Source organism: Bradyrhizobium sp. SZCCHNS1050, from assembly GCF_032484785.1.
In the GTDB taxonomy this organism is placed as follows: Bacteria; Pseudomonadota; Alphaproteobacteria; order Rhizobiales; family Xanthobacteraceae; genus Bradyrhizobium.
In genome coordinates, this window is the sequence record NZ_JAUETR010000001.1 from 1,677,501 (window position 1) to 1,703,641 (window position 26,141).

General features: G+C 65.1%; 20 protein-coding genes, 2 tRNA genes, 1 rRNA gene and 1 riboswitch. Of the genes, 11 read left to right on the plus strand and 12 right to left on the minus strand.

Translation table 11 applies throughout. The features are described from left to right. Window positions 1–221: 221 nt before the first annotated feature. The 3 genes from QX094_RS07710 to QX094_RS07720 all read right to left on the minus strand — a co-directional run bounded on the left by QX094_RS07710 (window position 222) and on the right by QX094_RS07720 (window position 2,149). Window positions 222–297, minus strand: a tRNA-Ala gene (locus QX094_RS07710). A 53-nt stretch (window positions 298–350) separates the two neighbouring features. Then, window positions 351–427 (minus strand) — tRNA-Ile (locus QX094_RS07715). A 233-nt stretch (window positions 428–660) separates the two neighbouring features. Further along, window positions 661–2,149, minus strand: a 16S ribosomal RNA gene (locus QX094_RS07720). Window positions 2,150–2,951: 802 nt separating this feature from the next. Between QX094_RS07720 and QX094_RS07725 the strand changes: the two genes are divergently transcribed. Continuing rightward, a complete protein-coding gene (locus QX094_RS07725) occupies window positions 2,952–5,015 on the plus strand; it encodes a M23 family metallopeptidase (RefSeq protein ID WP_315753801.1) in 2,064 nt (687 codons plus the stop codon). Window positions 5,016–5,114: 99 nt separating this feature from the next. Here QX094_RS07725 and clpB read toward each other — a convergent pair whose 3' ends face one another. Next, on the minus strand, window positions 5,115–7,754 hold the full coding sequence (gene clpB, locus QX094_RS07730; protein WP_315826652.1) for an ATP-dependent chaperone ClpB: 2,640 nt from the start codon (window positions 7,752–7,754) through the stop codon (window positions 5,115–5,117). A gap of 223 nt (window positions 7,755–7,977) precedes the next feature. On the opposite strand from clpB, the gene QX094_RS07735 reads away from it, so the two are divergent. Next, complete coding sequence (locus QX094_RS07735) at window positions 7,978–8,763, plus strand: MOSC domain-containing protein (RefSeq protein WP_316187750.1); 786 nt, start codon at window positions 7,978–7,980, stop codon at window positions 8,761–8,763. A gap of 199 nt (window positions 8,764–8,962) precedes the next feature. On the opposite strand, the gene QX094_RS07740 is transcribed toward QX094_RS07735, so the two are convergent. After that, window positions 8,963–9,619 (minus strand): TIGR02594 family protein, encoded by a 657-nt coding sequence (locus tag QX094_RS07740; protein WP_315718092.1) that lies wholly within the window; start codon window positions 9,617–9,619, stop codon window positions 8,963–8,965. A gap of 256 nt (window positions 9,620–9,875) precedes the next feature. Between QX094_RS07740 and QX094_RS07745 the strand changes: the two genes are divergently transcribed. Then, window positions 9,876–10,736, plus strand: coding sequence for an alpha/beta hydrolase (locus QX094_RS07745; protein WP_316186155.1), 861 nt, complete (start codon window positions 9,876–9,878; stop codon window positions 10,734–10,736). A gap of 262 nt (window positions 10,737–10,998) precedes the next feature. Here the strand turns inward: QX094_RS07745 and QX094_RS07750 are convergent, their stop codons facing one another. Continuing rightward, window positions 10,999–11,418 carry a secondary thiamine-phosphate synthase enzyme YjbQ gene (locus QX094_RS07750; protein WP_315755973.1) on the minus strand — a complete coding sequence of 140 codons (420 nt, stop codon included), beginning with the start codon at window positions 11,416–11,418 and terminating at the stop codon, window positions 10,999–11,001. 371 nt (window positions 11,419–11,789) lie between these two features. On the opposite strand from QX094_RS07750, the gene QX094_RS07755 reads away from it, so the two are divergent. From QX094_RS07755 to QX094_RS07770, 4 genes are all read left to right on the plus strand, one after another. Continuing rightward, window positions 11,790–12,521, plus strand: coding sequence for a BTAD domain-containing putative transcriptional regulator (locus QX094_RS07755; protein WP_315826647.1), 732 nt, complete (start codon window positions 11,790–11,792; stop codon window positions 12,519–12,521). Window positions 12,522–12,711: 190 nt separating this feature from the next. Continuing rightward, window positions 12,712–13,854: a hypothetical protein gene (locus tag QX094_RS07760; protein ID WP_315826646.1), complete on the plus strand. Its 1,143-nt coding sequence runs from the start codon at window positions 12,712–12,714 to the stop codon at window positions 13,852–13,854. A 114-nt stretch (window positions 13,855–13,968) separates the two neighbouring features. Then, window positions 13,969–14,199, plus strand: a complete 231-nt coding sequence (locus QX094_RS07765; protein ID WP_315718098.1) for a hypothetical protein — start codon at window positions 13,969–13,971, stop codon at window positions 14,197–14,199. A gap of 52 nt (window positions 14,200–14,251) precedes the next feature. Continuing rightward, window positions 14,252–16,303 (plus strand): S8 family serine peptidase, encoded by a 2,052-nt coding sequence (locus QX094_RS07770; RefSeq protein WP_316186156.1) that lies wholly within the window; start codon window positions 14,252–14,254, stop codon window positions 16,301–16,303. Between the two features lie 676 nt (window positions 16,304–16,979). Here the strand turns inward: QX094_RS07770 and QX094_RS07775 are convergent. The 3 genes from QX094_RS07775 to QX094_RS07785 all read right to left on the minus strand — a co-directional run bounded on the left by QX094_RS07775 (window position 16,980) and on the right by QX094_RS07785 (window position 19,399). Further along, entirely contained in the window at window positions 16,980–17,315 is a 336-nt protein-coding gene (locus tag QX094_RS07775; RefSeq protein WP_316186200.1) for a GIY-YIG nuclease family protein, read from the minus strand. A gap of 200 nt (window positions 17,316–17,515) precedes the next feature. Continuing rightward, complete coding sequence (gene metW / locus QX094_RS07780) at window positions 17,516–18,181, minus strand: methionine biosynthesis protein MetW (RefSeq protein ID WP_316186157.1); 666 nt, start codon at window positions 18,179–18,181, stop codon at window positions 17,516–17,518. A 3-nt stretch (window positions 18,182–18,184) separates the two neighbouring features. Beyond that, a complete protein-coding gene (locus QX094_RS07785; protein ID WP_315753818.1) occupies window positions 18,185–19,399 on the minus strand; it encodes a homoserine O-acetyltransferase in 1,215 nt (404 codons plus the stop codon). A 91-nt stretch (window positions 19,400–19,490) separates the two neighbouring features. Next, window positions 19,491–19,570: riboswitch (SAM riboswitch) on the minus strand. Between the two features lie 197 nt (window positions 19,571–19,767). On the opposite strand from QX094_RS07785, the gene QX094_RS07790 reads away from it, so the two are divergent. Genes QX094_RS07790 through QX094_RS07800 form a run of 3 tightly spaced genes read left to right on the plus strand, consistent with a single transcriptional unit; the run spans window position 19,768 to window position 22,668 of the window. After that, window positions 19,768–20,601 (plus strand): chorismate mutase, encoded by an 834-nt coding sequence (locus tag QX094_RS07790; RefSeq protein ID WP_315718102.1) that lies wholly within the window; start codon window positions 19,768–19,770, stop codon window positions 20,599–20,601. Between the two features lie 37 nt (window positions 20,602–20,638). Continuing rightward, the gene (hisC, locus tag QX094_RS07795) at window positions 20,639–21,736 is read left to right on the plus strand and encodes a histidinol-phosphate transaminase (protein WP_316186158.1); all 1,098 of its coding nucleotides are present in this window, start codon (window positions 20,639–20,641) and stop codon (window positions 21,734–21,736) included. Next, entirely contained in the window at window positions 21,733–22,668 is a 936-nt protein-coding gene (locus tag QX094_RS07800) for a prephenate/arogenate dehydrogenase family protein (protein ID WP_315753824.1), read from the plus strand. The genes hisC and QX094_RS07800 overlap by 4 nt, the downstream gene beginning before the upstream one ends. A 2-nt stretch (window positions 22,669–22,670) precedes the next feature. Here the strand turns inward: QX094_RS07800 and QX094_RS07805 are convergent, their stop codons facing one another. Continuing rightward, window positions 22,671–23,855: a DUF2125 domain-containing protein gene (locus QX094_RS07805; RefSeq protein WP_316186159.1), complete on the minus strand. Its 1,185-nt coding sequence runs from the start codon at window positions 23,853–23,855 to the stop codon at window positions 22,671–22,673. 99 nt (window positions 23,856–23,954) lie between these two features. Between QX094_RS07805 and QX094_RS07810 the strand changes: the two genes are divergently transcribed. After that, window positions 23,955–24,551 (plus strand): gamma-glutamylcyclotransferase, encoded by a 597-nt coding sequence (locus QX094_RS07810; RefSeq protein WP_409977989.1) that lies wholly within the window; start codon window positions 23,955–23,957, stop codon window positions 24,549–24,551. A 3-nt stretch (window positions 24,552–24,554) separates the two neighbouring features. On the opposite strand, the gene QX094_RS07815 is transcribed toward QX094_RS07810, so the two are convergent. Then, window positions 24,555–25,322 carry a lysophospholipid acyltransferase family protein gene (locus QX094_RS07815; RefSeq protein ID WP_315718107.1) on the minus strand — a complete coding sequence of 256 codons (768 nt, stop codon included), beginning with the start codon at window positions 25,320–25,322 and terminating at the stop codon, window positions 24,555–24,557. A gap of 12 nt (window positions 25,323–25,334) precedes the next feature. After that, the gene (locus tag QX094_RS07820) at window positions 25,335–26,048 is read right to left on the minus strand and encodes a YdcF family protein (protein WP_315718108.1); all 714 of its coding nucleotides are present in this window, start codon (window positions 26,046–26,048) and stop codon (window positions 25,335–25,337) included. Window positions 26,049–26,141: the final 93 nt, after the last annotated feature.

A 26,141-nucleotide genomic window follows, 5' to 3' on the forward strand; every position in this document is an offset into this window, starting at 1 on the left:
AATGACCCGGAGATAGTGAAGTGTCGGTGCATAGTCGAAGCGCGGACCGCTTGCGCGGTGACGCTCCATTGCACGACCCAACTCGGATCGATCTCCTCTTCACGATGTCAGATAACACGCAGCCTTCTGTAATCCCGGTGAGGATCAGAAGATGCGAAATGTTGTCTCGCGGACGATGTTGAACCAGCGCTGTCAAGCGATCGCTCGGCGATCAGACCATCTGGTGGAGCCAGACGGGATCGAACCGACGACCTCATGCTTGCAAAGCACGCGCTCTCCCAGCTGAGCTATGGCCCCGTAACCAGAAGACGAATGCCAAGCCAGACCAGAGAGTGAGAGACGCCAGAAAGTGGTGGGCCTGGGAAGACTTGAACTTCCGACCTCACGCTTATCAAGCGCGCGCTCTAACCAACTGAGCTACAAGCCCTAACGCTCGAAGCTCGTCGCCACCCTGCCCGCGAGGGCAAATGCAGCAACCGCGCAGCCCCAGGCAGCGTGTTCGTCCGCGAAGAAAGAGAAACGAAGACGGCGAAATCCCGCCAATGGAGCTCAAGCAAGATCTGGCGATCTTGATGGCCCCTGATGTTTCTAAAACAGCTCGATAGCTGACCGGTCCGAAGACCAGCCGATCCGAAGATCATGCTGAAGAGCCATCCTTAGAAAGGAGGTGATCCAGCCGCAGGTTCCCCTACGGCTACCTTGTTACGACTTCACCCCAGTCGCTGACCCTACCGTGGTCGGCTGCCTCCATTGCTGGTTAGCGCACCGCCTTCAGGTAAAGCCAACTCCCATGGTGTGACGGGCGGTGTGTACAAGGCCCGGGAACGTATTCACCGTGGCGTGCTGATCCACGATTACTAGCGATTCCAACTTCATGGGCTCGAGTTGCAGAGCCCAATCCGAACTGAGACGGCTTTTTGAGATTTGCGAAGGGTTGCCCCTTAGCTTCCCACTGTCACCGCCATTGTAGCACGTGTGTAGCCCAGCCCGTAAGGGCCATGAGGACTTGACGTCATCCCCACCTTCCTCGCGGCTTATCACCGGCAGTCTCCTTAGAGTGCTCAACTAAATGGTAGCAACTAAGGACGGGGGTTGCGCTCGTTGCGGGACTTAACCCAACATCTCACGACACGAGCTGACGACAGCCATGCAGCACCTGTGTTTCGGGCTCCGAAGAGAAGGTCACGTCTCTGCGACCGGTCCCAAACATGTCAAGGGCTGGTAAGGTTCTGCGCGTTGCGTCGAATTAAACCACATGCTCCACCGCTTGTGCGGGCCCCCGTCAATTCCTTTGAGTTTTAATCTTGCGACCGTACTCCCCAGGCGGAATGCTTAAAGCGTTAGCTGCGCCACTAGTGAGTAAACCCACTAACGGCTGGCATTCATCGTTTACGGCGTGGACTACCAGGGTATCTAATCCTGTTTGCTCCCCACGCTTTCGTGCCTCAGCGTCAGTATCGGGCCAGTGAGCCGCCTTCGCCACTGGTGTTCTTGCGAATATCTACGAATTTCACCTCTACACTCGCAGTTCCACTCACCTCTCCCGAACTCAAGATCTTCAGTATCAAAGGCAGTTCTGGAGTTGAGCTCCAGGATTTCACCCCTGACTTAAAGACCCGCCTACGCACCCTTTACGCCCAGTGATTCCGAGCAACGCTAGCCCCCTTCGTATTACCGCGGCTGCTGGCACGAAGTTAGCCGGGGCTTATTCTTGCGGTACCGTCATTATCTTCCCGCACAAAAGAGCTTTACAACCCTAGGGCCTTCATCACTCACGCGGCATGGCTGGATCAGGGTTGCCCCCATTGTCCAATATTCCCCACTGCTGCCTCCCGTAGGAGTTTGGGCCGTGTCTCAGTCCCAATGTGGCTGATCATCCTCTCAGACCAGCTACTGATCGTCGCCTTGGTGGGCCATTACCCCACCAACTAGCTAATCAGACGCGGGCCGATCTTTCGGCGATAAATCTTTCCCCGTAAGGGCTTATCCGGTATTAGCACAAGTTTCCCTGTGTTGTTCCGAACCAAAAGGTACGTTCCCACGCGTTACTCACCCGTCTGCCGCTGACGTATTGCTACGCCCGCTCGACTTGCATGTGTTAAGCCTGCCGCCAGCGTTCGCTCTGAGCCAGGATCAAACTCTCAAGTTGAACTTGAAGCTTTGAACCGGCTGATCACAACGTTTGACGAGGTCCCACCAATCGATCTCCACGCTTCACAGCGCGAAAACCATGGTGTTACCTTTGAAACATTGTCCGCCGAAGTCTTCTCGTCCGATCCCAGAACCAAAAGCCGAAGCCCTCAATCCCGAGACCCGCAAGGACTCCGCCGTCCACGTTTCTCTTTCTTCATCTTCACTTGTCAAACAGCCCGGGACCTCGGTCCCACCCTCGGATGGAGGGGTGCCCAACATCTTCCGACGTCGATGAGCAACCGGGTTTTACCGGTTGTGCATCACTCAACAGAAGTGAGGAGCAATATTGGCGCGAATGCTCGCCTCGGTGTGTCCCGAAGCGGCGCCGCGCTCAGTGATCGGGTTTATAGGGGGGGCCGATCGGGGTGTCAACGCCCAATGTCAACAAATCGTCGCATCGAATCATTTTTTTCCGGACAGCAGGAGAACCCCGACTTCTTGCGGACTTCGTGCCCCACTTGGGCCACAATCCTGCGACGATTTGTTAAGCATCGACCTGGGTTGATTTGGGTCCAGCGGGGACTGCCATCGATTCAAGGATGATCCAGATCAAGGAAGTGGCGAGCCCTTCGCCTGATACGGCCGAGACGACATCGAGAGATCCTGAAGAACAATAGCGGTTTGCGGATTCCGGCTTTCCAGCCAGAGAGTCTCGAACCGTCAGAAGCGCGCCATCATTCCGAGCCGTTTGTCTTGGACGTTAAGCCAACCGGCAGCTGAGTGATCCCGGTGCTGACTTTGAATTTGGGGGACGAAGGTTGAACCATCGGACGTCACGCGGGGGGTATGGACGCGAGGTCGGCATGATCGATCTCGGTCATGAGCCGCCGCTATCGGTCGATGGCTCCGAGGCCGCGGTGATCGACCGCCGCCGCGTTTCCGTACAATGGTTCTCTGGTACGATTCTGACGGGTCTATGCGGCGCAGCCCTCATCGGCGGCGCCGTTTTCGCCTCGCTCGACGGCGAAATGACCTTCGCGCGCATGCCGGAGCGGATGGAGAGCGCGCTGCGCGGCGCCTTCGGTGCCAATGACCGCGTCGCCACCCTGCGCAAGAGCGACCGCCTGCCGCCGCCGAGCGAAGCGGCCGCGGCCCGCAATGTGGTGCGCATCTCGACCGTGACCCGCGCGGGATCGCGCGAGCTCATCCGGGTCCGTCCCTATGTCCGGATCTCGGGCAACCTGTCGATGACGACGAGCGATCTTTCCGCCAAGATCCCGCCGTTCAACGCCCAGCGCCTGCTGAGCGACACCGACAACGACAAGACAGGGTCCGGCGAGGATCCGAACAATCCCGAGGCCGTCGAGCCCGACGCCGAGGTCTCGTTCGTGACCAAGGATCTCGCCGCGGTGCTCCCCAAGGCGAAGATCGCAACCTCGGTGGCGCTCGACGAAATCGTCATGCGGGTCCGTGATGCGGCGAACTGGCGCGGCTACAATGGCGGCGTACGCTACGCCTCGCTTGCCAATGCCGCCGCCGACGCGGCCGGCGCGCAGGCCGTCCAAGGCGGCGACCTGAAACTGTCCTATGCCAATGACGGCACCTTGCCCGATCCTTACGCCGGCTTCGAGACCCGGGTGGTGCCGGAAAATGTCACCTTGCTCCCCAAGACCAAGGACCAGATCACCGGCGGCAATCCACTCGGCGAGCGCGTCCACCTGGTCAAGAAGGGCGATACCGTCGCCTCGATCCTGCGCGACCAGGGCGCGACGCCCGACGAAGCCAAGGCGATCGCCGCCCAGCTCGGCCCGCGCGGCCGTGACGGCGGCCTGAAGGAAGGCGAGAAACTGCGCATCCTGATGGCGCCATCCAGCCCTGCCCCCGGCGCCCGGCTACAGCCGTTCCGGGTCATCGTCGCCAACGACACCATGATCGAGGCGGTGGCCGCGCTGTCGGACCTCGGACGATACGTCGCCGTGGACGCGCAGAGCATGAACACGGTCACCGAGACCGCCGACAACACCAATGACGAGGAGGATGACGGCACCGGTGTCCGCCTCTATCAGAGCATTTACGAGACGGCGATGCGCAACAAGGTGCCCGCGCCGGTCATCGAGGACATGATCCGCATCTACTCCTACGACGTCGATTTCCAGCGCAAGGTGCAGCCTGGGGATTCGTTCGACGTCTTCTATGCCGGCGACGACGACGACAAGCCTGGCAACAACGACAAGACCGAGGTGCTGTTCACTTCGCTGACGGTCGGCGGCGAGACCAAGAAATACTACCGGTTCCAGACCCCCGACGACAGTGTCGTCGACTATTACGACGAGACCGGCAAGAGCGCGAAGAAGTTCCTGGTGCGCAAGCCGGTCAACAACGCGATCATGCGCTCCGGCTTTGGCGGCCGCCGCCATCCGATTCTCGGCTTCGTGAAGATGCACACCGGCGTCGACTGGGCCACCGCCTACGGCACCCCCATTTTCGCCTCCGGCAACGGCGTGCTCGAGAAGGTCGGCCAGGAAGGCGGCTACGGCAAATATATCCGCATCAAGCACAACAACGGATACGAGACCGCCTACGGCCACATGTCGGCGTTTGCCAAGGGCATGGAGCCCGGCAAGCGCGTGCGCCAGGGCCAGGTCATCGGTTTCGTCGGCTCGACCGGCATGTCGACCGGCCCGCACGTCCACTATGAGATCCTCGTCAACGGCCGCTTCGTCGACCCGATGCGCGTGAAGCTGCCGCGGGGCCGGTCGCTCGAGGGCCCGATCATGGCCAACTTCGAGAAGGAGCGCGACCGCGTCGACCAGATGATGACCAGCCGCGGCACCGGCGCCTCGCGCATCTCCGACGCCGGCCCGATCCAGGTCAGCCGGTGAGCGAGGCCCCTCGCCCCCCCAAAGGCGCGTTCAACTGAAAACGGCCCGCGCTGATCGCTCAGCGCGGGCCGCTTCCGTTTCAGTTCGGCGAAACGCCGCTCAGTTCAGCTTGCGCTTCGGGATCGGCGCCTCGAAAGTCGCGATCTCGGCAGTGTGCGGCACCTTGCCGTTGAAGGTCAGCACATTGCCTTCGGCCGAGATCGTCATGTGATCGCCGTCCTTCACGTCGCCGGCGAGGATCATCTCGGCGAGCGGATCCTGCACGCTGCGCTGGATCACCCGCTTCAACGGCCGTGCGCCGTAAGCCGGATCCCAGCCCTTGGCGGCGAGCCAGTCGCGCGCGTCGCCATCGAGCGACAGCGTGATCTTGCGCTCCTCCAGGAGCTTCTGGAGACGCCCGAACTGGATCTCGACGATCCGACCCATCTCGCTCTTCTGCAGGCGGTGGAACAGGATGATCTCGTCGACGCGGTTGAGGAACTCGGGTCGGAAATGGCTCCGCACCGTGCCCATCACCAGCTCGCGCACCTCCGACGTATCCTCGCCCTCCGGCTGATTGACCAGGAACTCGGAGCCGAGATTGCTGGTCATGATGATCAGCGTGTTGCGGAAGTCGACGGTGCGGCCCTGGCCATCGGTCAGGCGGCCGTCGTCGAGCACCTGCAAGAGAACGTTGAACACGTCCGGATGCGCCTTCTCGATCTCGTCGAACAAGACGACCTGGTACGGCCGGCGCCGCACGGCCTCGGTCAGCGCCCCGCCCTCGTCATAGCCGACATAGCCGGGAGGCGCGCCGATCAGCCGCGACACCGAGTGCTTCTCCATGTACTCGGACATGTCGAGCCGGACCATCGCGGTTTCGTCGTTGAACAGATACTCGGCGAGCGCTTTCGTCAGCTCGGTCTTGCCGACACCGGTCGGCCCTAGGAACATGAACGAGCCCATCGGCCGGTGCGGGTCCTGCAAGCCGGCACGCGAGCGCCGCACGGCGGTCGCGACCGCATGCACGGCTTCGAACTGGCCGACGACGCGCTTGCCGAGCGAGTCCTCCATGCGCAGGAGCTTGTCCTTCTCGCCCTCGAGCATCTTGTCGACCGGCACGCCGGTCCAGCGCGAGACCACCTGCGCGATGTGGTTGGCGGTGACCGCCTCCTCCATCATCTCCCCGGCATTCTCCTTGGCCTCGATGTCGGCCAGCTGCTTCTCCAGCTCGGGGATGCGGCCATAGGCCAGCTCGCCCGCCTTCTGATACTCGCCGCGGCGCTGCGCGTTGGCGAGCTCGATGCGCAGGCCGTCCAGCTCGCTCTTGAGCTTCTGCGCGTTCGACAGCTTGTCCTTCTCGGCGCTCCATTTCGACGTCAGCGCCGCCGACTTCTCCTCGAGATCGGCGAGCTCCTTCTCCAGCACCTGCAGCCGCGTCTTGGAGCCGAGATCGCTCTCCTTCTTCAAGGCCTCCTGCTCGATCTTGAGCCGGATGATCTCGCGATCCAGCGAGTCCAGTTCCTCGGGCTTGCTGTCGACCTGCATCTTCAGCCGCGCCGCCGCCTCGTCCATCAGGTCGATGGCCTTGTCGGGCAGGAAGCGGTCGGTGATGTAGCGGTTCGACAGCGTGGCCGACGCCACCAGCGCGGAGTCGGTGATGCGCACGCCGTGATGCTGCTCGTATTTGTCCTTTAGGCCGCGCAGGATCGAGATGGTATCCTCGACCGTCGGCTCGGTGACGTAGACCGGCTGGAACCGCCGCGCCAAGGCCGCGTCCTTCTCGACGTGCTTCTGATACTCATCGAGCGTGGTCGCGCCGATGCAGTGCAGCTCGCCGCGGGCGAGCGCGGGCTTCAGCAGGTTCGACGCATCCATCGCGCCGTCGGCCTTGCCGGCACCGATCAGGGTGTGCATCTCGTCGATGAACAGCACGAAGCTGCCTTCGGCCGACGTGACCTCCTGCAGCACGGCCTTCAGCCGCTCTTCGAACTCGCCGCGATATTTCGCGCCGGCGATCAGCGCGCCCAGATCGAGCGACAAAAGCCGCTTGTCCTTCAGGCTCTCCGGCACGTCGCCATTGACGATGCGCAGCGCGAGGCCCTCGACGATCGCGGTCTTGCCGACGCCGGGCTCGCCGATCAGCACGGGGTTGTTCTTGGTCCGACGCGACAGAACTTGAATGGTGCGGCGGATCTCCTCGTCGCGGCCGATCACCGGATCGAGCTTGCCGTCGCGCGCCGCCTGGGTCAGGTCGCGGGCATATTTCTTCAGCGCATCATAGGCGTTCTCGGCGGTCGCCGAATCGGCCGTGCGGCCCTTGCGCAAGGATTCGATCGCCGCATTGAGGTTCTGCGCGGTGACGCCGCCCTTGGCGAGGATGCCGCCCGCTTCGCTGTTCTTCTCCAGCGTCAGGCCGAGCAGCAGCCGCTCCACCGTGACGAAACTGTCGCCGGCCTTCTCAGCCGCCTTCTCCGCCGCGTCGAAGGCGCGCGCCAGCTCGGGCGACAGATAGATCTGCCCGGCGCCACTGCCCGAGACCTTCGGCAGCTTGCCCAGCGCATCCTCGGTCGCCTTCAAAATCGCACGCGAATTGCCGCCGGCGCGGTCGATGAGACCGCCCGCGAGTCCCTCGCCGTCGTCGAGCAGGACCTTCAGCAGATGCAGCGGCGAGAACTGCTGATGGCCGTCGCGCATCGCCAGCGACTGCGCCGATTGGATGAAGCCCCGCGCGCGCTCGGTATATTTTTCGATATTCATGATGTTTCCCTCAGCCTGCTGTGACGCCCCGAAGGCACGGCTTCAGCATCTTCATTGGGTTTCGGACCGCGCACGTTGACGTCCATCAACGCCGCAACCATTGACGTCGCCGGCTTGCGCCCGGCTTGAGTGGAAATGTGGGAAGGCGGTGCGAAAACGGAAGAGGCCGCTTCACAAATTCGTGTGCCCTGGCCGCGGCCAAGGGAATCTCCTATGAGGCGGCATGAGCCAGACCCCTCCCGCGCGCATCGCCGGCCTGTACCGCTATCCCGTCAAGGGCCTTACCCCGGAACCATTGCAGAGGGCGCCTTTGCGGGTCGGCCAGACCCTGCCGGCCGACCGCCGCTACGCGCTCGAGAACGGTCCCAGCGGGTTCGATCCCGCAGCTCCGGTCTGGAAACCGAAGACGGCGTATCTGATGCTGATGCGCAATGAGCGCCTCGCCGGCTTCAAGACCATCTTCGACGACGCGACGAACATCCTCACCATCCGCAAGGACGGCGCAATCGTCGCCCAAGGCGATCTCGAGAGCCCCGACGGCCGCGCGGCGATCGAGCGCTTCTTCGCAGGCGAGTTCGCCGCCGAGCTGCGCGGGCCGCCAAAGCTGCTGTCGGGCGGTGGCTACGCCTTTACGGATCTGGCGCGCAAGGTGGTCTCGATCATCAACCTCGCCTCCATCGCGGAGATCGAGACCTTGGTCGGCACTCCCGTGCACCCGCTGCGCTTCCGCGCCAACGTCTACATCACCGGCTGGCCGGCCTGGCACGAGACCTCGCTCATGGGCGAGACGCTGCGCATCGGCTCGGCGCGGCTGAAGGTCGTGAAGACCACCACCCGCTGCGCCGCCGTCAACGTCGACCCGGACACGGCCGCCCGCGACCTCGACATTCCGCCCGCGCTGATGACCCGGCGCGGCAACAATGAATGCGGCATCTATGCCGAGGTGATCGAAGCCGGCGATATCGCCGTTGGCGACGAACTCGCCGTGGAGCAGCCGCGGCTGGTGTAGTTCGAGCGCTGGCTGCATCGGCGGCGCGCCCCCTCTCCCGCTTGCGGGGGAGGGTGGGGGCCGCCCCACCCGAAAATCTTCGTGTGGAGAGACTTCCCCCACCCGCATCGCATCGAAGATGCGATGCGACCTCCCCCGCAAGCGGGGGAGGCGCACACCGAGCGAGCCTCGACGGCTCGATTCATTAGTTCGAGATTGGTTAGTTCGGCATCACGTAGGCGTACACCCGCCCCCGCGACACGGCGCTCTCGCGGACGCGGTTGCCGTTGTTGCCGGAGATGACGATCGGGTTGCCCTGGGCATCGACGCCCGACACCACGCCGACGTGGCCGCCGCCGCGGCGGCTCATCACCGCGATCGCCCCGACCTGCGGGCCGGAGACGCGCTGGCCATAGCTCGCGAACGAGCGCGCCATGTCGGAGCCGGTGCCGCGATGGCCGGTGCGCTCCAGCACCATGTTCATGAAACGGGCGCACCACAGGCTGCGCCGGCCGGTCGGATTGCCGCTGCCGATGAAGCTGCGCGCCGCGGAAACGACGCTGCTGCCGCCGCCGAAGCCGCCGGACGACGCCATGCCGTCGGACGCCGTTCCCGGCATCATGACGCTGGCCTGCGCGTCGGCAACGCCGCTCACCTGCACCCGCGCCACGCCGCGCTCCCAGCGCGACAGCCGGGCGACGGAACGCCGGTGGTGATGATGCCCTGCGTAGTGATGGCCGCCGTGGCTGCGGTGGGCATGATGCCCCGAGCCGTGATGCGGACGGGCCGATGCCGGTGTTGCGGTGACGGCGACGACTGCCGAGCACATGGTCAGCGCAACGACGTGAAGCGACCGGCGAAGGGTAGACACAACCATACTCAATCCTTCTGTTACTTCCCCCAGTACCCTGACTTGGCACCCCCTGGTCCTCAGCGCGGCCCCTCTGCAAGCCGCCAGCGGGGTCCGTAAAAAGTCGCGGTGTGACGAAACCATGACCTTCGGCGGCGAAAGCCTGGCGACGAGAGGGTGATTCCGGGTCTATCTTGGGGCGGAAACAAGGCTGCCGGCCGGGCCATTGTCGCGTGTCGCGCGACTCGTCAACATGCGGCACGTGACACGGGAGGAGCTGACGATGCCCCACGCAACGGCCAAAGACGGCGTTCGCCTCTATTTCGAAGAGGTCGGCGCCGGCACCCCGCTCATCTTCCTGCACGAGTTCGCCGCCGACCACACCAACTGGGAGCCGCAGTTGCGCTATTTCGCGCGCCGCCACCGCTGCATCGCCTACTCCGCGCGCGGCTACACGCCCTCGGAGGTGCCGGCCGCGCCCGACGTCTACAGCTACGTGCACTTCTACACCGACGCCCTGGCGGTGCTGGACCATCTCGGCATCGACAGCGCCCATTTCGTTGGCCTGTCGATGGGCTCGTACTCCGCGCTGCAGGTCGCGCTGAACGCGCCCGGCCGCATCCGCTCGATCGTGCTGGCCGGCGTCGGCTCGGGCTCCGACCTCACGCAGCTCGACGCCTTCCGCGCCCAGTGCCGCGCCACGGCCGAGCAGTTCGAGACCCTCGGCTCGGCCGAGACCGCCAAGGTCACCCGCGAGGCGCCCGGCCGCATTCCCTTCCTGATCAAGGACCCACGCGGCCACGCCGATTTCTACGCCGCACTCGCTCGCCACGACGCCAGGGGCTCGGCCAACACCATGCGCGGCTTTCAAGGCGCGAGGCCCTCGATCTACATCATGACGGATGCGATCCGCCGCGTCGCCACGCCCGCGCTGATCATTTGCGGCGACGAGGACGACGCCTGCATCGAGCCGAGCCTGTTCCTCAAGCAGCACCTGCCGGCGTCGGGACTGACGTTCTTCCCGAAGTCCGGCCATGTGCTGAATCTGGAGGAGCCGGCGTTGTTTAATGAGGCCGTGGAGCGCTTCATCACCCTGGTCGAGGCCGGCCGTTGGGGCCTGCGGGATCCAAGGTCGATGGTGTGATGACCTCCGGAAGCGCCTCTCCTTCGTGGCTGAATCACCGACGCCTCGCAGCCCTGCATTGTCGTCCCTGCGAACGCAGGGACCCATAACCACCGGCTTCAATGGGACGATGGCTGGTAGTTGTGCCTCACCGATAGATTCCGCGGTATGGGTCCCTGCGTTCGCAGGGACGACAGCGGAGATTGTGGCACGGACCAGCCCGGCCGTGACGACATGGGTCAGTCGGAGGCGTCAACGCATCCGGAAACGGCGACACCGCCCCCTACTCCCCGATGATCTTGATCAGCACGCGCTTGCGCCGACCGCCGTCGAACTCGCCGTAGAAGATCTGTTCCCACGGACCGAAGTCCAGCCTGCCTTGCGTGATCGCGACTACGACCTCGCGCCCCATGATCTGGCGCTTCATGTGGGCGTCGGCATTGTCCTCGCCGGTCCGGTTGTGCCGATAGCCCGCGACCGGCTCGTGCGGCGCCAGCTTCTCTAGCCACTGCTCGTAGTCGAAATGCAGCCCGCTCTCGTCGTCGTTGATGAACACCGACGCGGTGATGTGCATCGCGTTGACCAGCACCAGCCCTTCGCGCACCCCGCTCTCCTTCAGCGCCGCCTCGACATCATCCGTGATGTTGATGAAGGCGCGACGGCCCGGTGTCTGGAACCAAAGTTCCTTGCGGAACGATCTCATCGGAACAATCCAATCTTCCTGACCATGGAGCATGCGGCACGACGGTGTCCGACGTGGAGTGTGGCGTAGCTCACAGCGTGCGGTTCCGGCTGCGCCCAGACTGGACCCGATGGAGTGCATACTGCAAGCCACAACGGCACGGTCTCGCTTCGTCCTACAATCCAAGATTGAACCGAACGTTGCTCGGACAGACTTAACTGCATTGCCGATCTCATTTCGACGATGACAACGAACAGCGTGGCGGCTCGCCGTTCGGCGACGACCGTGCAGACCTGATCGGGCTGCAGCCGCTCAATCTCATCGCACGAGAAGCTCGACTTCTGCAGGCAAGGCGCCGATCGCAGCGAGTCGCCATTCAGAGGAGAGAGACAATGAGTCTGCTGCGTATCAATCTCTTTGGCGGTCTTGAAATCAGACGCGTCTCCGGCGAGCAGGTCGTCATCCCAAGCCGCAAGGCGGCAACGCTCCTGGGCTATCTCGCCCTCACCTCTCCGCACGGCATTTCACGCAGCAAGCTTGCCGCCCTCCTGTGGGAAGGCCGCTTCGGCGACAACGCGCGCGCAAACCTGCGCCAGGCGCTGTTGACGCTGCGCCGGGTGCTGCCGCAATGCACCGAGGTGATCTCGGCGGAACGCGACGACATCCGCATCCATCCGAACGCCGTCACGACCGACGTGCAGGAATTCGAGGTGCTGCTGCAGCTCGGCGATCTGGAAACCATGGCCCGCGCCGCCGCGCTGTTCCGGGGCGAGTTGCTCGACGGCATCAGCTCGACGTCCTGCGCGTTCGAGGCATGGCTCTCCGCCGAGCGTCAACGACTGAAGACGCGGGCGATCCGGGCGATCGCGGGCCTGCTGGACGTCGGCGGCCGGGAACATGTGGAGATCGCCACGACGTTCTCATTGCGTGTGCTGGCCGCAGATCCGCTGCAGGAGGACGTCCACCGCACCTTGATGCGCTGCTACGCGCAGCAGGGCCGCCGTGCCGACGCCCTGCGTCAATATGACTTCTGCCGCACCGTGCTGCGAAAGCAGGTCGGCGCCACGCCGGAGAGCGAAACCGAGAGCCTGCAGCGCGAAATCAGGCGCATGCTACGCGTCTGACGATCCGCGTGATCTTGCTCCATGCGTTCCACACATGATCGATTTTGACGGCACTTTCACGCCCCGCTTGACACTTGCATCACGGCCACGCGCGCAACATCGCCCTCGATCGACGTCGCGCAGCAACTACGCCTGATGAGGTCAAGCGGCGCGCCGCTCGAAGATCAAACAACGAGCGAGGAGGCTCAACATGAGTGGCATGCAGCAGTCGACTGAGGACTATGGTCAATTGAATCCCGAAGGGATCTTCGGCTCCGTTCTCGGCAGGTTCGCCGGACAGGCGATCGGACGCCTGATCGGCGGCAAGACCGGCCGCGACTTTGGCGGCGCCATCGGCGGAATCGCGGGCGGGTTCGCGCCGTTCTCGGTCGGCCCCGGCACCGAGCAGCCGTCGGAGATGGAGTTGCAGGGCTTCTGGAGCGTGCTCAAGAAGATCGGACAGGGCGTCCAGACCGGGCTCAACGTCGGGCACAACCTCGGCATCTTCAGCGCCGGCCCGCAGGCCGCAGCCGCCGCGCAGCCGACCGACATGGAGCTGCAGGGCTTCTGGAGCGTGCTCAAGAAGATCGGACAGGGCGTCCAGACCGGCCTCGACGTCGGCCACAACCTCGGCATCTTCAGCGCCGGCCCGCAGGCCGCAACCGCCGCGACGCAGCCGACCGACATGGAGCTGCAGGGCTTCTGGAGCGTGCTCAAGAAGATCGGACAGGGCGTCCAGACCGGCCTCGACGTCGGCCACAACCTCGGCATCTTCAGCGCCGGCCCGCAGGCCGCAACCGCCGCGACGCAGCCGACCGACATGGAGCTGCAGGGCTTCTGGAGCGTGCTCAAGAAGATCGGACAGGGCGTCCAGACCGGCCTCAACGTCGGCCACAACCTCGGCATCTTCAGCACCGGTCCGCAAGCGGCACCCGCAGCGGCGCAGCCGACCGACATGGAGCTGCAGGGCTTCTGGAGCGTGCTCAAGAAGATCGGTCAGGGCGTCCAGACCGGCCTCGACGTCGGCCACAACCTCGGCATCTTCAGCGCTGGCCAGCCGGGCCAGCAGACGGCGGCCGCGCAGCCCACCGACATGGAGCTGCAGAGCTTCTGGAGCGTGCTCAAGAAGATCGGTCAGGGCGTCCAGACCGGCCTCAACGTCGGCCACGACCTCGGCATCTTCAGCGCCGGCCAGCCGGGCCAGCAGGCGGCGGCCGCGCAGCCGACCGACATGGAGCTGCAGGGCTTCTGGAGCGTGCTCAAGAAGATCGGACAGGGCGCGCAGACCGGCCTCAACATCGGGCACACGCTCGGCATCTTCAGCACCGGCCAGCCCGCAGGCACGATGCACTAGGACGGCGGATCTGAAGCAGCGACCCGCGCCATTCGCAACGCGGGTCCAAGCAAGCAAGGCGGTGGGCGCACGAACAGTCCGCCCACCGCCGACCTGACATGGAGGGAGCGACGCATGGCGGATCCGAACTCAGAGCAGGAATTCATCGTGCAAGGCGAGCCGGTCAAGTCCGGCCAGCTTGCTGATCATTTGAGCCGCGAGCCCGGCGTGAAACGCGTCGGTCAGGTCGCGCCCGACGTCGTCATCCTGTCGATGACGAAGAGCCAGGCCGACCGCCTCCGATCGACTTTCAGCACGATCGTGGTGGAGCCGAATGCTCCGCTGAAACCCTTTGGCGCCGGCTGACTTCAGCCGCGCCCCCCGACGATGTCACGAGCGAGGATGAAGGAGCCCGCAAATGGCCGCACGAAGCAAACCTGAAATCTCGGATCCGAAGGATGCGGCCGGCACGGCCGTCAACGGCACCGGAGCACGGCCCGGAGCGGAGCAGCCACCAGCCGAGGCCGTTGCCGCACCGCGGGCGGCAACGCCGGTAGCCGCCGCTGCAGCCCCTGCCGCGCAAGGCACGGGCCGAAGCGACGGCGGCAAGGACGGCGGCAAGGCGCCGCCGGCAGCGGACCAACCCGTCGCAACGATCTCGCAGCGGCGGGCGCAGTACATCCTGGCACCGCGCCAGCAGACGGGGCTTGCGACCTTCAGCGCCGACTTCATCGTCCAGCAACTGACAAACACTCCGGACATCGACGTGGTGAAGACCATCCAGCCGCCGCGCCTGCTCGGCTTCCAGAGCGCCGACCCGGGACAGGCCCCGCTCGGCCCGATGGTGCTGGCCCGCATGGCGCCCGACAAGGCCGAATTGCTGAAGGCCCAGGCCGGCGCACGGCTCGCGGTCGAGCGCGATGCGCCGCTCACCTACATGCTCGATCCGACCGTCCCGCAGGTGCCGGCGCCGCACCAGCTTCCCAATCCCGGCGTTCTCATTCCCTTGGCCGACGGGTTCTCGACGACGATCGAAGTGGTCGGCGAGAGCGGCCCGCTGCCGGAGGTGGAAGTGTACGTGTTCGGCAGCGTATGGCCGGTTCAGGGCGTCACCGACGCCAGCGGCCGCGTCACGCTCAAGATTCAGGGCGAGACGCCCGACACCATCCGCTCGATCCTGATCAAGCCGCGGGTCGATTACTGGACCTTCTGGCTCGATCGTCCGCAACTGACCCCCGACAGCGTGAACCGCATCGCCGCGAAGACGCTGGGCGCCTACCTGCGCGGCTTTCCCGGCCAGCAATTGCTGGGATGGGGCCAGCGCGCGATGGGCCTCGACCGCGTTCCCCTCGCCTACAATGGCGCAGGCGTGAAGATCGCGGTGATCGATTCCGGCGCAGCACCAACCCATCGCAATCTGCACGGCGTCACGATCGGCAAGAGCATCGTCGGCAATGATCCCGCGAGCTGGACCATCGATACGATTGGCCACGGCTCGCATTGCGCCGGGATCATCGCCGGCGGGCCTGTCGGCAGCGGCGGAGGCATTCGCGGCTTCGCTCCGGCGGCCGAAATCCATGTCTGCCGGATCTTCCCGGGGGGCCGGTTCAGCGATCTCGTCTCGGCGCTCGACTACTGCATGGAGAACGGCATCGACGTCGCCAACATGAGCCTGGGCGGCGGCGAGCCGTCGCAGATCATCGAGGAGCGGATTCTGCGGGCCAAGCAGATGGGCCTCGCCTGTATCGTCGCCGCGGGAAATTCGTCGGGGCCGGTCCAGTTTCCCGGCTCGACGCCGCATTGCCTGTCGGTCGCCGCGATGGGCAAATGGGGCGAGTTTCCCGAGGACAGCTTCCACGCCCAGCAGGCGCTGGATGGCTTCCGCAGCACCGACGGATATTTTCCGGCCAAGTTCAGTTGCTTCGGGCCGGAGATCGACGTCTGCGCGCCGGGCGTCGGCATCGTGTCCTCGCTGCCGGCGGATGGCTTCGGCGCCTGGGACGGCACCTCGATGGCGACGCCGCACGTCACCGGCCTCGCCGCGCTGGTGCTGGCGCATCATCCCGACTTCAAGGGTCCGTTCGCGACGCGCGACGCGCGGCGTGTGGAGCGGCTGTTCCAGATCCTGAAGGAGACATCGACGCCGCTGCAATTCGGCGATCCCAATCGTGCAGGAGCCGGGCTGCCGAATGCGATGCGCGCCCTCGGCCTGGAGGCGAGCGTGGCCTCCGCGCCCGCGGCCGATCCCTCGCTCGACGTGCTCCGTCGCCTGTTGGGACTGGCGCGCGGCGCGCAGAACGGCGCGACGTCTCCGACGCTGGCGCCGCAGGCGCCCAATGGCAAGCTCAACGGATCCGGTTCGGTTGCCCGGGGCCCGGCAACGACGACCGGCGAGTGGTCCAGCCCGGCCGCCGGTGATCCCAGTCCGGCGCAGATCCGCGACATGATGCACAAGGTCGGCTTGCTGTAGATTGCCGGCCCAACCACAGCGACGAAGCGGCGTCAGGCGTTGCACGACGGGCAGTTTGCGCATGAGCGTCATGCGCGAGTTGCCCGTCGTGTTAGTTCGTCGCACGTTTGGCGCTTGCGCCGTCGGGCAAATCAGGCGCAGATTTCCGCGCGTCCCGCCTCGCAGCACGAGGGGCGTATCGCGGTCGTCACGAACGCTGAGTGTGGGATGCGATGGGCGTGTCGGATTGCGCGTGGGGCTTGCCTCGCGCGGACGAACAATTCCGATGCGCACGGTCAAGTCGCGCGGTCCTGGCATCCCGACGCTGATGCCAAGTTTGTTGTGGTGTTCTGCATCACGCGGACGACGGTGGCCAGAAAGCCCGGCGCACCGGGGAGAACGCGAAGCAGCCGTTCAGCCATCGCGCAGGGAAGGCCGGGTGTTCCGGCTCGTACCTGTGGTTCCTGCCGCCTGCATTTTTTCCGCAGGCGGGCCATGGGTGCGGTCAGCATCCGGCCTTCCCTGCGCCTCTTCGTTATCGGAGGCGGGACCTACCGCAAAGCTCGGGTGTAGACGCACCGCGAGGACACCGGGTCATGTCTCAGCTTCCACCCGCTCTTTGAAAAGTGAAGATCGCCCCCCAAGCTCGTCATGGCCGGGCTTGTCCCGGCCATCCACGTCGCTCCTCGTGCACGGTCTAGCTTGCGATCGTCTCGAAGAGATCATCCCAGCCGGGATTGCTCGTGATGATCAGTCCGACCTTCCAGGCACGCGACCAATGCTTGATGTTGTGCTCGCGCTGGATCGCGCTCTGAATGTCGTCGAAGACCTCGAAGTAGACCAGCCGCTTCAAGCCATATCGCTTAGTAAACCCGTCGACGAGGCCAGACCGGTGCTGATGCACTCGACGTACGAGATCACTGGTCACACCGACGTAGAGCGTGCCATTCGGACGATTGGTCATGAAATACACGTAGCCGCCCGCCATAGTGCCATACTGCAGGACATGGATGGCCTGGACAAGCCCGGCCATGGTGGCGGAGAGAGACATCGTCCATCCCTCGCCCTACATTCGGTCGCAATTGTGTTACTCGTCATGCCCGGGCTTGTCCCGGGCATCCACGTGGCTCTCCAAATGCCGAACGACGTGGATGGCCGGGACGAGCCCGGCCATGACGTGGAGAGAGCGAGCCATCAACTTAGACCGCGCCCCGCTGCAGCAGCGAGCGCGCTCTACCGCCCCTTCTCCGCCCTGCTCAGCAGGAACACGCCCTGCTCGCCGAACATGTTCCAGAACCACCAGGGCATGGCGACACGCAAGGGGCGGGCGTAGGCGTCAAGGGCGACGGCGCGCTCCATCTTGACGCCGATCTCATCGCAGAGCTGGACGAAGTCCTTGATGGTGCAGAAATGGATGTTCGGCGTGTCGTACCAGGTGAAGGGCAGATTGTCGGTTCGCGGCATGTGGCCGCCGACGAGCAGTTGCAGGCGCAGCCGCCAGAAGCCGAAATTCGGAAAGGTGACGATGGCGCGACGGCCGATGCGCAGCAGATTCTCCAGCACGACCTTGGGCTGCCGCGTCGCCTGCAAGGTCTGCGACAGGATCACATAGTCGAACGCATCGTCGGGATAGTCGACGAGATCGGTGTCGGCGTCGCCCTGCACCACCGCGAGCCCCTTGGCGACGCAATGATTGACGCCTTCGCGCGACAGCTCGATGCCGCGGCCGTCGATGCCGCGGCTCTCCAGCAGCTGCAAGAGATCGCCGTCGCCGCAGCCGATGTCGAGCACCTTGGAGTCGCGCTCGACCATGCCGGCGACCAGCAGATGATCCGGCCGATAGGCCAGCACCTCGCCGCCGGAAAAGCCGTTCAGCGGCAACACGCCCTGCATGCTCATGGCTCAGCCTCCGTTCGCGGCGTTGAGGCCGCGCGCCTTGCCGGCGGAATCGAGAAAGGCGCTGGCGATCTCGAAGAACTCGGGGACGTCGAGCAGGAACGCGTCGTGCCCCTTGTCGGTCTCGATCTCCGCGAACGACACCCGCGCGCTGGAGGCATTGAGCGCATGCACCAGCGCCCGCGATTCCGCGGTCGGAAACAGCCAGTCGCTGGTGAAGGACACCACGCAGAAGCGGGTCTTGATGCCGCGGAACGCCGCCGCCAGCACGCCGTCATGATCGGCGGCGATGTCGAAATAGTCCATCGCCCGCGTCAGATAGAGATAGGAGTTGGCGTCGAAGCGCTCGACGAAGGACGAGCCCTGATAGCGCAGATAGCTCTCGACCTGGAAATCGGCGTCGAACGAGAACGTCGGCAGTTCGCGGTCCTGCATGCGGCGGCCGAACTTGCGATGCAGGGCGGCATCCGACAGATAAGTGATATGCGCGGCCATCCGTGCCACCGCGAGGCCGCGATGCGGATGAGTGCCCTTGTCGCCGTAGCGGCCGTGGTCCCAGTCGGGATCGGCCATCACGGCCTGGCGGCCGAGCTCGTGGAAGGCGATGTTCTGCGCCGAATGCCGCGTCGCGCAGGCGATCGCGAGATTCGCGAACACGCGGGTGGGATAGGCCACCGTCCATTGCAGCGCCTGCATGCCGCCCATCGAGCCGCCGACCACGGCGAACAACGTGTCGATGCCGAGATGATCGATCAGCATGGCCTGAGCGCGCACCATGTCGGGGATGGTGATGATCGGGAAATCGAGCCCCCACACCTTGCCGGTGGCGGGATTCAGCGAGGCCGGGCCGGTCGAGCCCATGCAGCCGCCGATCACGTTCGAGCAGATGATGAAATAACGGCTCGGGTCGAGCGGGCGGCCAGGGCCGACCAGCGTCTCCCACCAGCCGGGCTTGCCGGTGACGGGATGGCGGTTGGCGACGTGCTGGTCGCCGGTCAGGGCGTGGCAGACCAGGACCGCGTTGGACCTGTCGGCGTTGAGTTCGCCATAGGTCTGGTAGGCGATCTGGAACGGCGACAGGTCGACGCCGCAATCGAGCCTGAGCGGCTTGTCGGCGCCGAACTGCGCGACCAGCGAGCTCGGATGATCGACCTCGTGCGAGCGCTCTTCGGGCGCAATCGTGCGCAGCGCGGAGGTGGGTTTCGGCGTCAGGCCTGTCATGTCTCTCACCCCGGCCATCCGGCAAGGGCTCCCGAACCACGTGACACATCAGGCCATGAAAAACCCGGCCTGAACTGGGGTTCGGCCGGGATCGATAACGTCCCCGGCCTGTTTAGCGAGTTTTTTAACGTGGCTGCAAGCCGGCCGGCTCAAATGACCACGGAACAGGCAGAAACTAGTCCCGCGGGCGCTCCGCGTCAAGGCAAGCTGGGGTTGACCGCCGATCGGGCGCCCCACGGCTGCAAACCAGCCAAGCCTAGGCGGCACAAGGTAAACTTGCTGTTGCGCGCGTCTCCCGCATCGGAGAGAACGACATCCGTTCCAGTCGGCCGCACGTTAACCGGTGGCCTGCGAAGAGTGACCAGCCCATGTCCAACCCGCCGCCTGCCCCGCCTTCGCTTGCCGATTTGCGCAAGGAGATCGACGCGATCGACGAGCAGGTCCATCAGCTCCTGATGAACAGGGCCGACATCATCGACCGGCTGATCAAGGTCAAGAAGACCCAGGAGGTCGGCTCGGCATTCCGGCCGGCGCGAGAGGCCGACATGATGCGGCGCCTGGTGCAGCGCCATCGCGGCATCCTGCCGCTCGACACCGTCGAGGGCATCTGGCGCGTGATCGTCTCGACGTTCACTTACGTGCAGGCGCCGTTCTCGGTTCACGCCGACGTGTCGGTCGGCGAATCCGCGATGCGCGATTCCGCCAGGTTCCATTTCGGCTTCGTGGTGCCTTATGTCGCCCATTTCAGCGCCCAGGCCGCCGTCGAAGCCGTGGCGCGCTCGAAGGGCGATCTTGCGCTGGTGTCGACGACATCGGGGCATACGCCGTGGTGGATCACGCTCGAGCCCGTGGGCGCGCCGAAGATCATCGCCCGGATGCCGTTCATCGAGCGTGCCGACCATCCGGCGGCGCTGCCGGTGTTCGCGGTGTCGCGGGTCGCCGACGACGCGCTCGTGCTGGAGGTCGAGACCTGGAGCATCCGCGTCTCCGGCTGGAATGCGCAGGTGTCGCGCGCGCTATCGCCGCTGGCCGACGTGGTCGCAGTGCCCGATACCGCCTTCGACGGCGCCGCGCTGCTGGTGTCGATCGAGGCGCCGTCGAACCTCGACAAGATCAAGGCTGCCCTGATCGCGGCGGGCGCCTCGGTCCGCTCGACGGCCCTCGTCGGCGGCCATGCGAAACGCTATACGGTTCCGAGCTGAGACGCCTCGCGCCAGTGATGATTTTCCGGAGTTGATGATGAACCGCCCCGTGCCGAACCCCGGCATCCTCGACATCGCGCCCTACACGCCGGGCAAGAGTCCCAAGCCGGAGCCTGGCCGCAAGGTTTTCAAGCTGTCGGCCAATGAGACCCCGTTTGGTCCCTCGCCGAGGGCGATCGAGGCGTTCAAGAGCGCGGCCACGCATCTGGAAGATTATCCGGAAGGGACTTCCCGGGTGCTGCGCGAGGCGATCGGCCGCACCTACGGCCTCGATCCCGACCGCATCGTCTGCGGCGCCGGCTCCGACGAGATCCTCAATCTGCTGGCACACACCTTTCTCGGCCAAGGCGACGAGGCGATCTCCACCGCGCACGGCTTCCTGGTCTATCCGATCGCGACCATGGCCTGCGGCGCCAGGAACGTGGTTGCCGCGGAGACCGAGTATCGCACCGATGTCGACGCCATCCTTGCCGCGGTGACGCCGCGCACCAAGCTGGTCTGGCTCGCCAACCCGAACAACCCGACCGGCACCTACATCCCGTTCGACGAGGTCAAGCGGCTGCGTGCCGGCCTGCCGTCGCATGTCCTGCTGGTGCTCGACGCCGCCTATGCCGACTACGTTTCGCGCAATGACTACGAGTTCGGGCTCGAGCTGGTGGCGACGACCGAGAACACGGTCGTCACTCATACCTTTTCCAAGATCCACGGCCTCGCGGCGCTCCGTGTCGGCTGGATGTTCGGCCCGGCGCACATCGTCGATGCGATCAACCGAATCCGTGGGCCGTTCAACGTCTCCTCGCCGGCGATGCTCGCCGCGGTCGCCGCGATCGAGGACACCGCGCATCAGCAGATGTCGAAGACGCACACGGAAACGTGGCGCAACTGGCTGACCGAGGAGATCGGCAAGCTCGGGCTGAAGGTGACGCCGAGCGTCACCAATTTCATCCAGATCCACTTCCCGACCGACAAGGGCAAGACCGCGGTCGAGGCCGACGCATTCCTGACCCGGCGCGGCCTCGTGCTGCGCGCGCTCGCCAACTACAAGCTGCCGAACGCGCTGCGCATGACGATCGGCACCGAGGAAGCCAATCGTCTGGTCGTGGAGGCTCTCAGCGAATTCATGAGGGCGAAATGAGCGTCGCGGGGCGGTTCGAACGCATCGCGCTGATCGGCTTCGGCCTGATCGGCGGCTCGATCGCACGCGCGGCGCGGCTGCAGGGCGTGGCCGGCGAGATCGTCACCACCGCGCGCTCGGAAAAGACGCGCGCGCGCGTCGCCGAACTCGGCCTCGTCGACCGCGTCGTGGCGAGTAATGCGGAGGCGGTCAAGGATGCCGACCTCGTCATCCTCTGCATTCCCGTCGGCGCGTGCGGTCCGGTCGCGGCCGAGATCGCGCCGCACCTGAAGCCCGGAGCCATCGTCTCCGACGTCGGCTCCGTGAAGGGCGCCATCGTTCGCGACATGGCGCCGCATCTGCCAGCGCATGTTCATTTCGTGCCGGCGCATCCGGTCGCCGGCACCGAGAATTCGGGACCGGATTCTGGTTTCGCCGAGCTGTTCATCAACCGCTGGTGCATCCTGACGCCACCCGACGGTGTAGATGCCGACGCGATCGATCGTCTCCGCGCGTTCTGGGCGGCGCTCGGCGCCAAGGTCGAGATCATGACGCCGGATCACCACGACCGCGTGCTCGCGATCACCAGCCATCTGCCGCATCTGATCGCCTACACCATCGTCGGCACCGCCGACGAGCTGGCGCAGGTCACGGAGTCCGAGGTGATCAAGTTCTCGGCCGGCGGCTTTCGCGATTTCACCCGCATCGCCGCCTCCGACCCGACGATGTGGCGCGACATCTTCCTGAGCAACAAGGATGCGGTGCTCGACATGCTCGGCACCTTCACCGAGGACCTCTCCAAGCTGACGCGGGCGATCCGCCGCGGCGACGGCGATGCGCTGTTCGATCACTTCACCCGCACCCGTGCGATCCGCCGCGGCATCGTCGATATCGGCCAGGATTCGGCGGCGCCGGACTTCGGCCGGCCGCTGCCGCAGTTGAAGAAGAGCTGAGGTCAGAACAGCGGCGGGACGCGGGCGACCTTGAACGGACCGAGCACGACGACGCCATCGGAGAAGCGCAACGGGAAGGTCCGCGCCTTGCGCCCTTCGAGGGTGGCCTCCTTGCCGAGCGCATTGATGCCGAGCGCGACGCCGACATTGGCGTTCTGCTTGACGACCTTGCCGAGGCCGGGAATGGCGCGGTCGAGCGCACCGAGCAGGTTGTTGACGTCCTGCGACTTCACACCCGGCGCTACGCGATCGAGCGTCCCCTGCGGCACGCCGTTTTCGAGCATCTTGTCGAGACCGAGCGCCGGAATGACCTTTTCGATCCCGGCCACCGTCATTTGCACTTCGCCATCAATGCCGCCATTGGCGGTCAGGCTGAGCGTGCCCGACGCAACGGCCAGCAGCTCGCCCTGCTGGATGCGCGACTGGACGATCTCGACATGACCGCCCGCCGCCTGGATCTCGCGAAACCGCTCCGGCCAGGGTTTGGGCCGGAAGTCCTTGAGACCCGTGACGCGGGCCTGGATGTCGGTATTGAACGGTTCGGCGAGCAGAGGATGGCTGCCTTGGATGCTGCCGCTTTCGATCTGCAGCGCAGTCTCCAGCACCGGATGATCGGACGGCGTGCCGTCGGCGAAGCGGCCGTGCAACTCGACGTGATCGGCGCGCGCGGCGGGCACGGCAGTGTTGCCCTCGATGCGGTCGATGGTCGGTTGTTCGAACACGAGGTCGGCGCGCTGTGGCGGCCCTGGCAGGCCGCGGACACTGGCTTCGCCGACGCGCCAGTTCGCGGAGAACGAGGTCGGTCCGCGCCCATCAGCAATCGTCGCGGGTCCCTTGAACTCCGCGATGAGCCGCTTCGGGTCCCACACCTGGGCGACGACGAGGATCTCGTCGAGCCTGGCATTCATCAAAGGCGTGCCCGCGGCCTGGGAGAAGAGGGCCACGCTCGGATCCGTACAGCGGACCTCGAGCCGGAACGGGAAGCCGGCGACCGAGCGCTTCGCGCAGTCATAGACGCGTCCCGATTTTGCTTCGCGCGCACGCCAAGCGTCGGCCTGGACATCCACTTGCGAAGCGGCGAAGAACCAGAATGCGCTCCACGCAACAGCGGCGATCAGGAGCAGAACGGGAGCTATGAAGAGCCCCCAACGAGAGCGCCTGCGGCGCGCTTGCGGCAAACGAGACATGCAGGACACCCTTTGGGCAGCAATTTTGGCAATTCGGCGATCACGGATTGTGTATCTAAATTAACAATTCGCGAGCATCACACTTAGGCTTCCGCATTGATGTCCGCAATGACCCTCTCCGAACGCGACCTTCCCCACGGCGACCTCTGGGTCTTCGGCTACGGCTCGCTGATGTGGCGGCCCGGATTCGCTTTTCTCGAGCAGGTGCCGGCGCGGCTGATCGGCGAGCATCGCGCGCTCTGTGTGTATTCGTTCGTCCACCGCGGAACGCCGGAGAAGCCGGGCCTCGTGCTCGGTCTCGATCGCGGCGGCGCGTGTCGCGGCATTGCGTTCCGGGTGGCAGCAGACAAGCGCGACGAGACCATCGCCTATTTGCGGGCGCGTGAGCAGGTGACCTCGGTCTATCGCGAAGTGACGCGCTCGGTTTGGCTTGAAAACGACGCGCGCGAGCGGGTGAGCGCGCTGGTCTACGTGGTCGATCGCGGCCATGTGCAATATGCAGGCCGGCTGTCGCCGCAGGAGCAGTTGCGCCATGTACGCCAGGGTCACGGCCAGTCCGGCGCCAATCGCGACTACGTGATCTCGACCGTGAAGGCGATCGAGGCGCAGGGCTTTCGCGACGCGCAGTTGCATCGGCTGGCGACGATGCTGCACGATGACGGCCACTCGCTGCATCCTGCGCCAAGCAAGACATAGCCCTCAAGCCTTCACCGGTGCCGGCACCCGGCCAAACAACTGCGCCTGTTCCGCCTGCCCCGCGGCGACGAGCCGGCCGGTCGCCTCTTCGATGACGCTCTGAATCCGCGCCATGAACTCATCGCGCGGCAGGCCAGGCGGCAGCGGATCGAGAAACTCCACGACGAGCGTGCCCGGATAGCGCAGAAATGTGCGGCGTGGCCAAAACAGACCCGAATTCAGGGCCACCGGCAGGCAGGGTACGCCGCAATCCGTGTAGATCAGGCCGACCCCGCCCTTGTAGTCGGGCGGTGCGCCCGCCGGACGCCGGGTGCCTTCCGGGAAGATCACAAACTGACGGCCGTGCTTCACCTCCTCCGCCGCCCGCCGCATCACCTGCTTCAACGCACGGGCGCCGGAGCTGCGGTCGATCGCGATCATGTCCGCCTTGACGAGATACTGTCCGAACAAGGGAATCCGCAGCAGCTCGCGCTTGAGAACGAAGAACGGCGCATCGAAGAAATGCAGCAGCGAGATCGTCTCCCACATCGACTGATGCTTGGCGGCGACGATCAGCGGCCCCTTCGGGATCTTCTCGACGCCGCGATATTCGACGCGGATGTTGCAGACGACGCGCATCAACAAGATGTTGCTCTGCGCCCACCAGTTGGCGACGCGCAGCAGCGCCTTGCGGGGCATAGCCAGGGTCGGCAACGCGATCAGCGCCCAGAGCACGAAGTTCGGGTAGAACAGGATGTTGAACAGCAGCGAACGCAGGAAGATCGAGACCATCAGAAACCCAGTTCAATTGGCTTGCGCCGTCGTCGGTCGGCGCGACACCGAGCCGGTTGGCGGATCGAACTCGGGCGCGAGATCGAGGCCGAGATCGGCCAGCCGCAGCCGCATCTCGGCGGCGACATATTTGGCATATTCGGACAGCAGAAGCCGCACCGTCGGCGCGCTGGTCCACCACGGCTCGTCGCGCCATTTCTCGCCGACGACCGCATAGGGAATGAGATCCATGCTCGGCATCGCATGCGACAGTTCGACGATGGCCCGCGGCATGTGATAGTTCGACGTCACGACGATCAGCGACTTGAAGCCGCGCTCGCTCGCCCATCGCCGCGTCTGCGCAGCGTTGCTGCGGGTGTTGATCGCCGAATAATCCAGATCGACGCAGCAGTTGATGAATGATCGCGCCTCGGGCAGCGACCGGGTGATGTCGCTGGCCTCGTTGGTCGGGTGCACACCGGAGATCAGCAGCCGCCGGCCATAGCCTCCCGCCAGGAGTTCCACCGCGTCCGATACGCGTGACGAGCCGCCGGTCAGGACCACGATTCCGTCCGCCTTGCGCTCGGGCTGGATCTCGGCGCCCCGCAATTGCGAGAGGAAGCCGACGAAGCCGACCGCCGCGACGAAGAAGCCGACCCCGAGCGTCGCCACGGCGCCCGCGAGCGTCCGCCACACCGCCACGGTGAGCGGCAGCTTTCGCCTGCTATGGTCAGTCTCCGGCTCCATGCAACGCCTGGCTTGTCCTTGCCTGCCTGCGCGCGGCGCCATGCCGTCGCGCGATCCCGTCGTTCAAGTCCGGGAACGCAGGCAGGTTTCGCC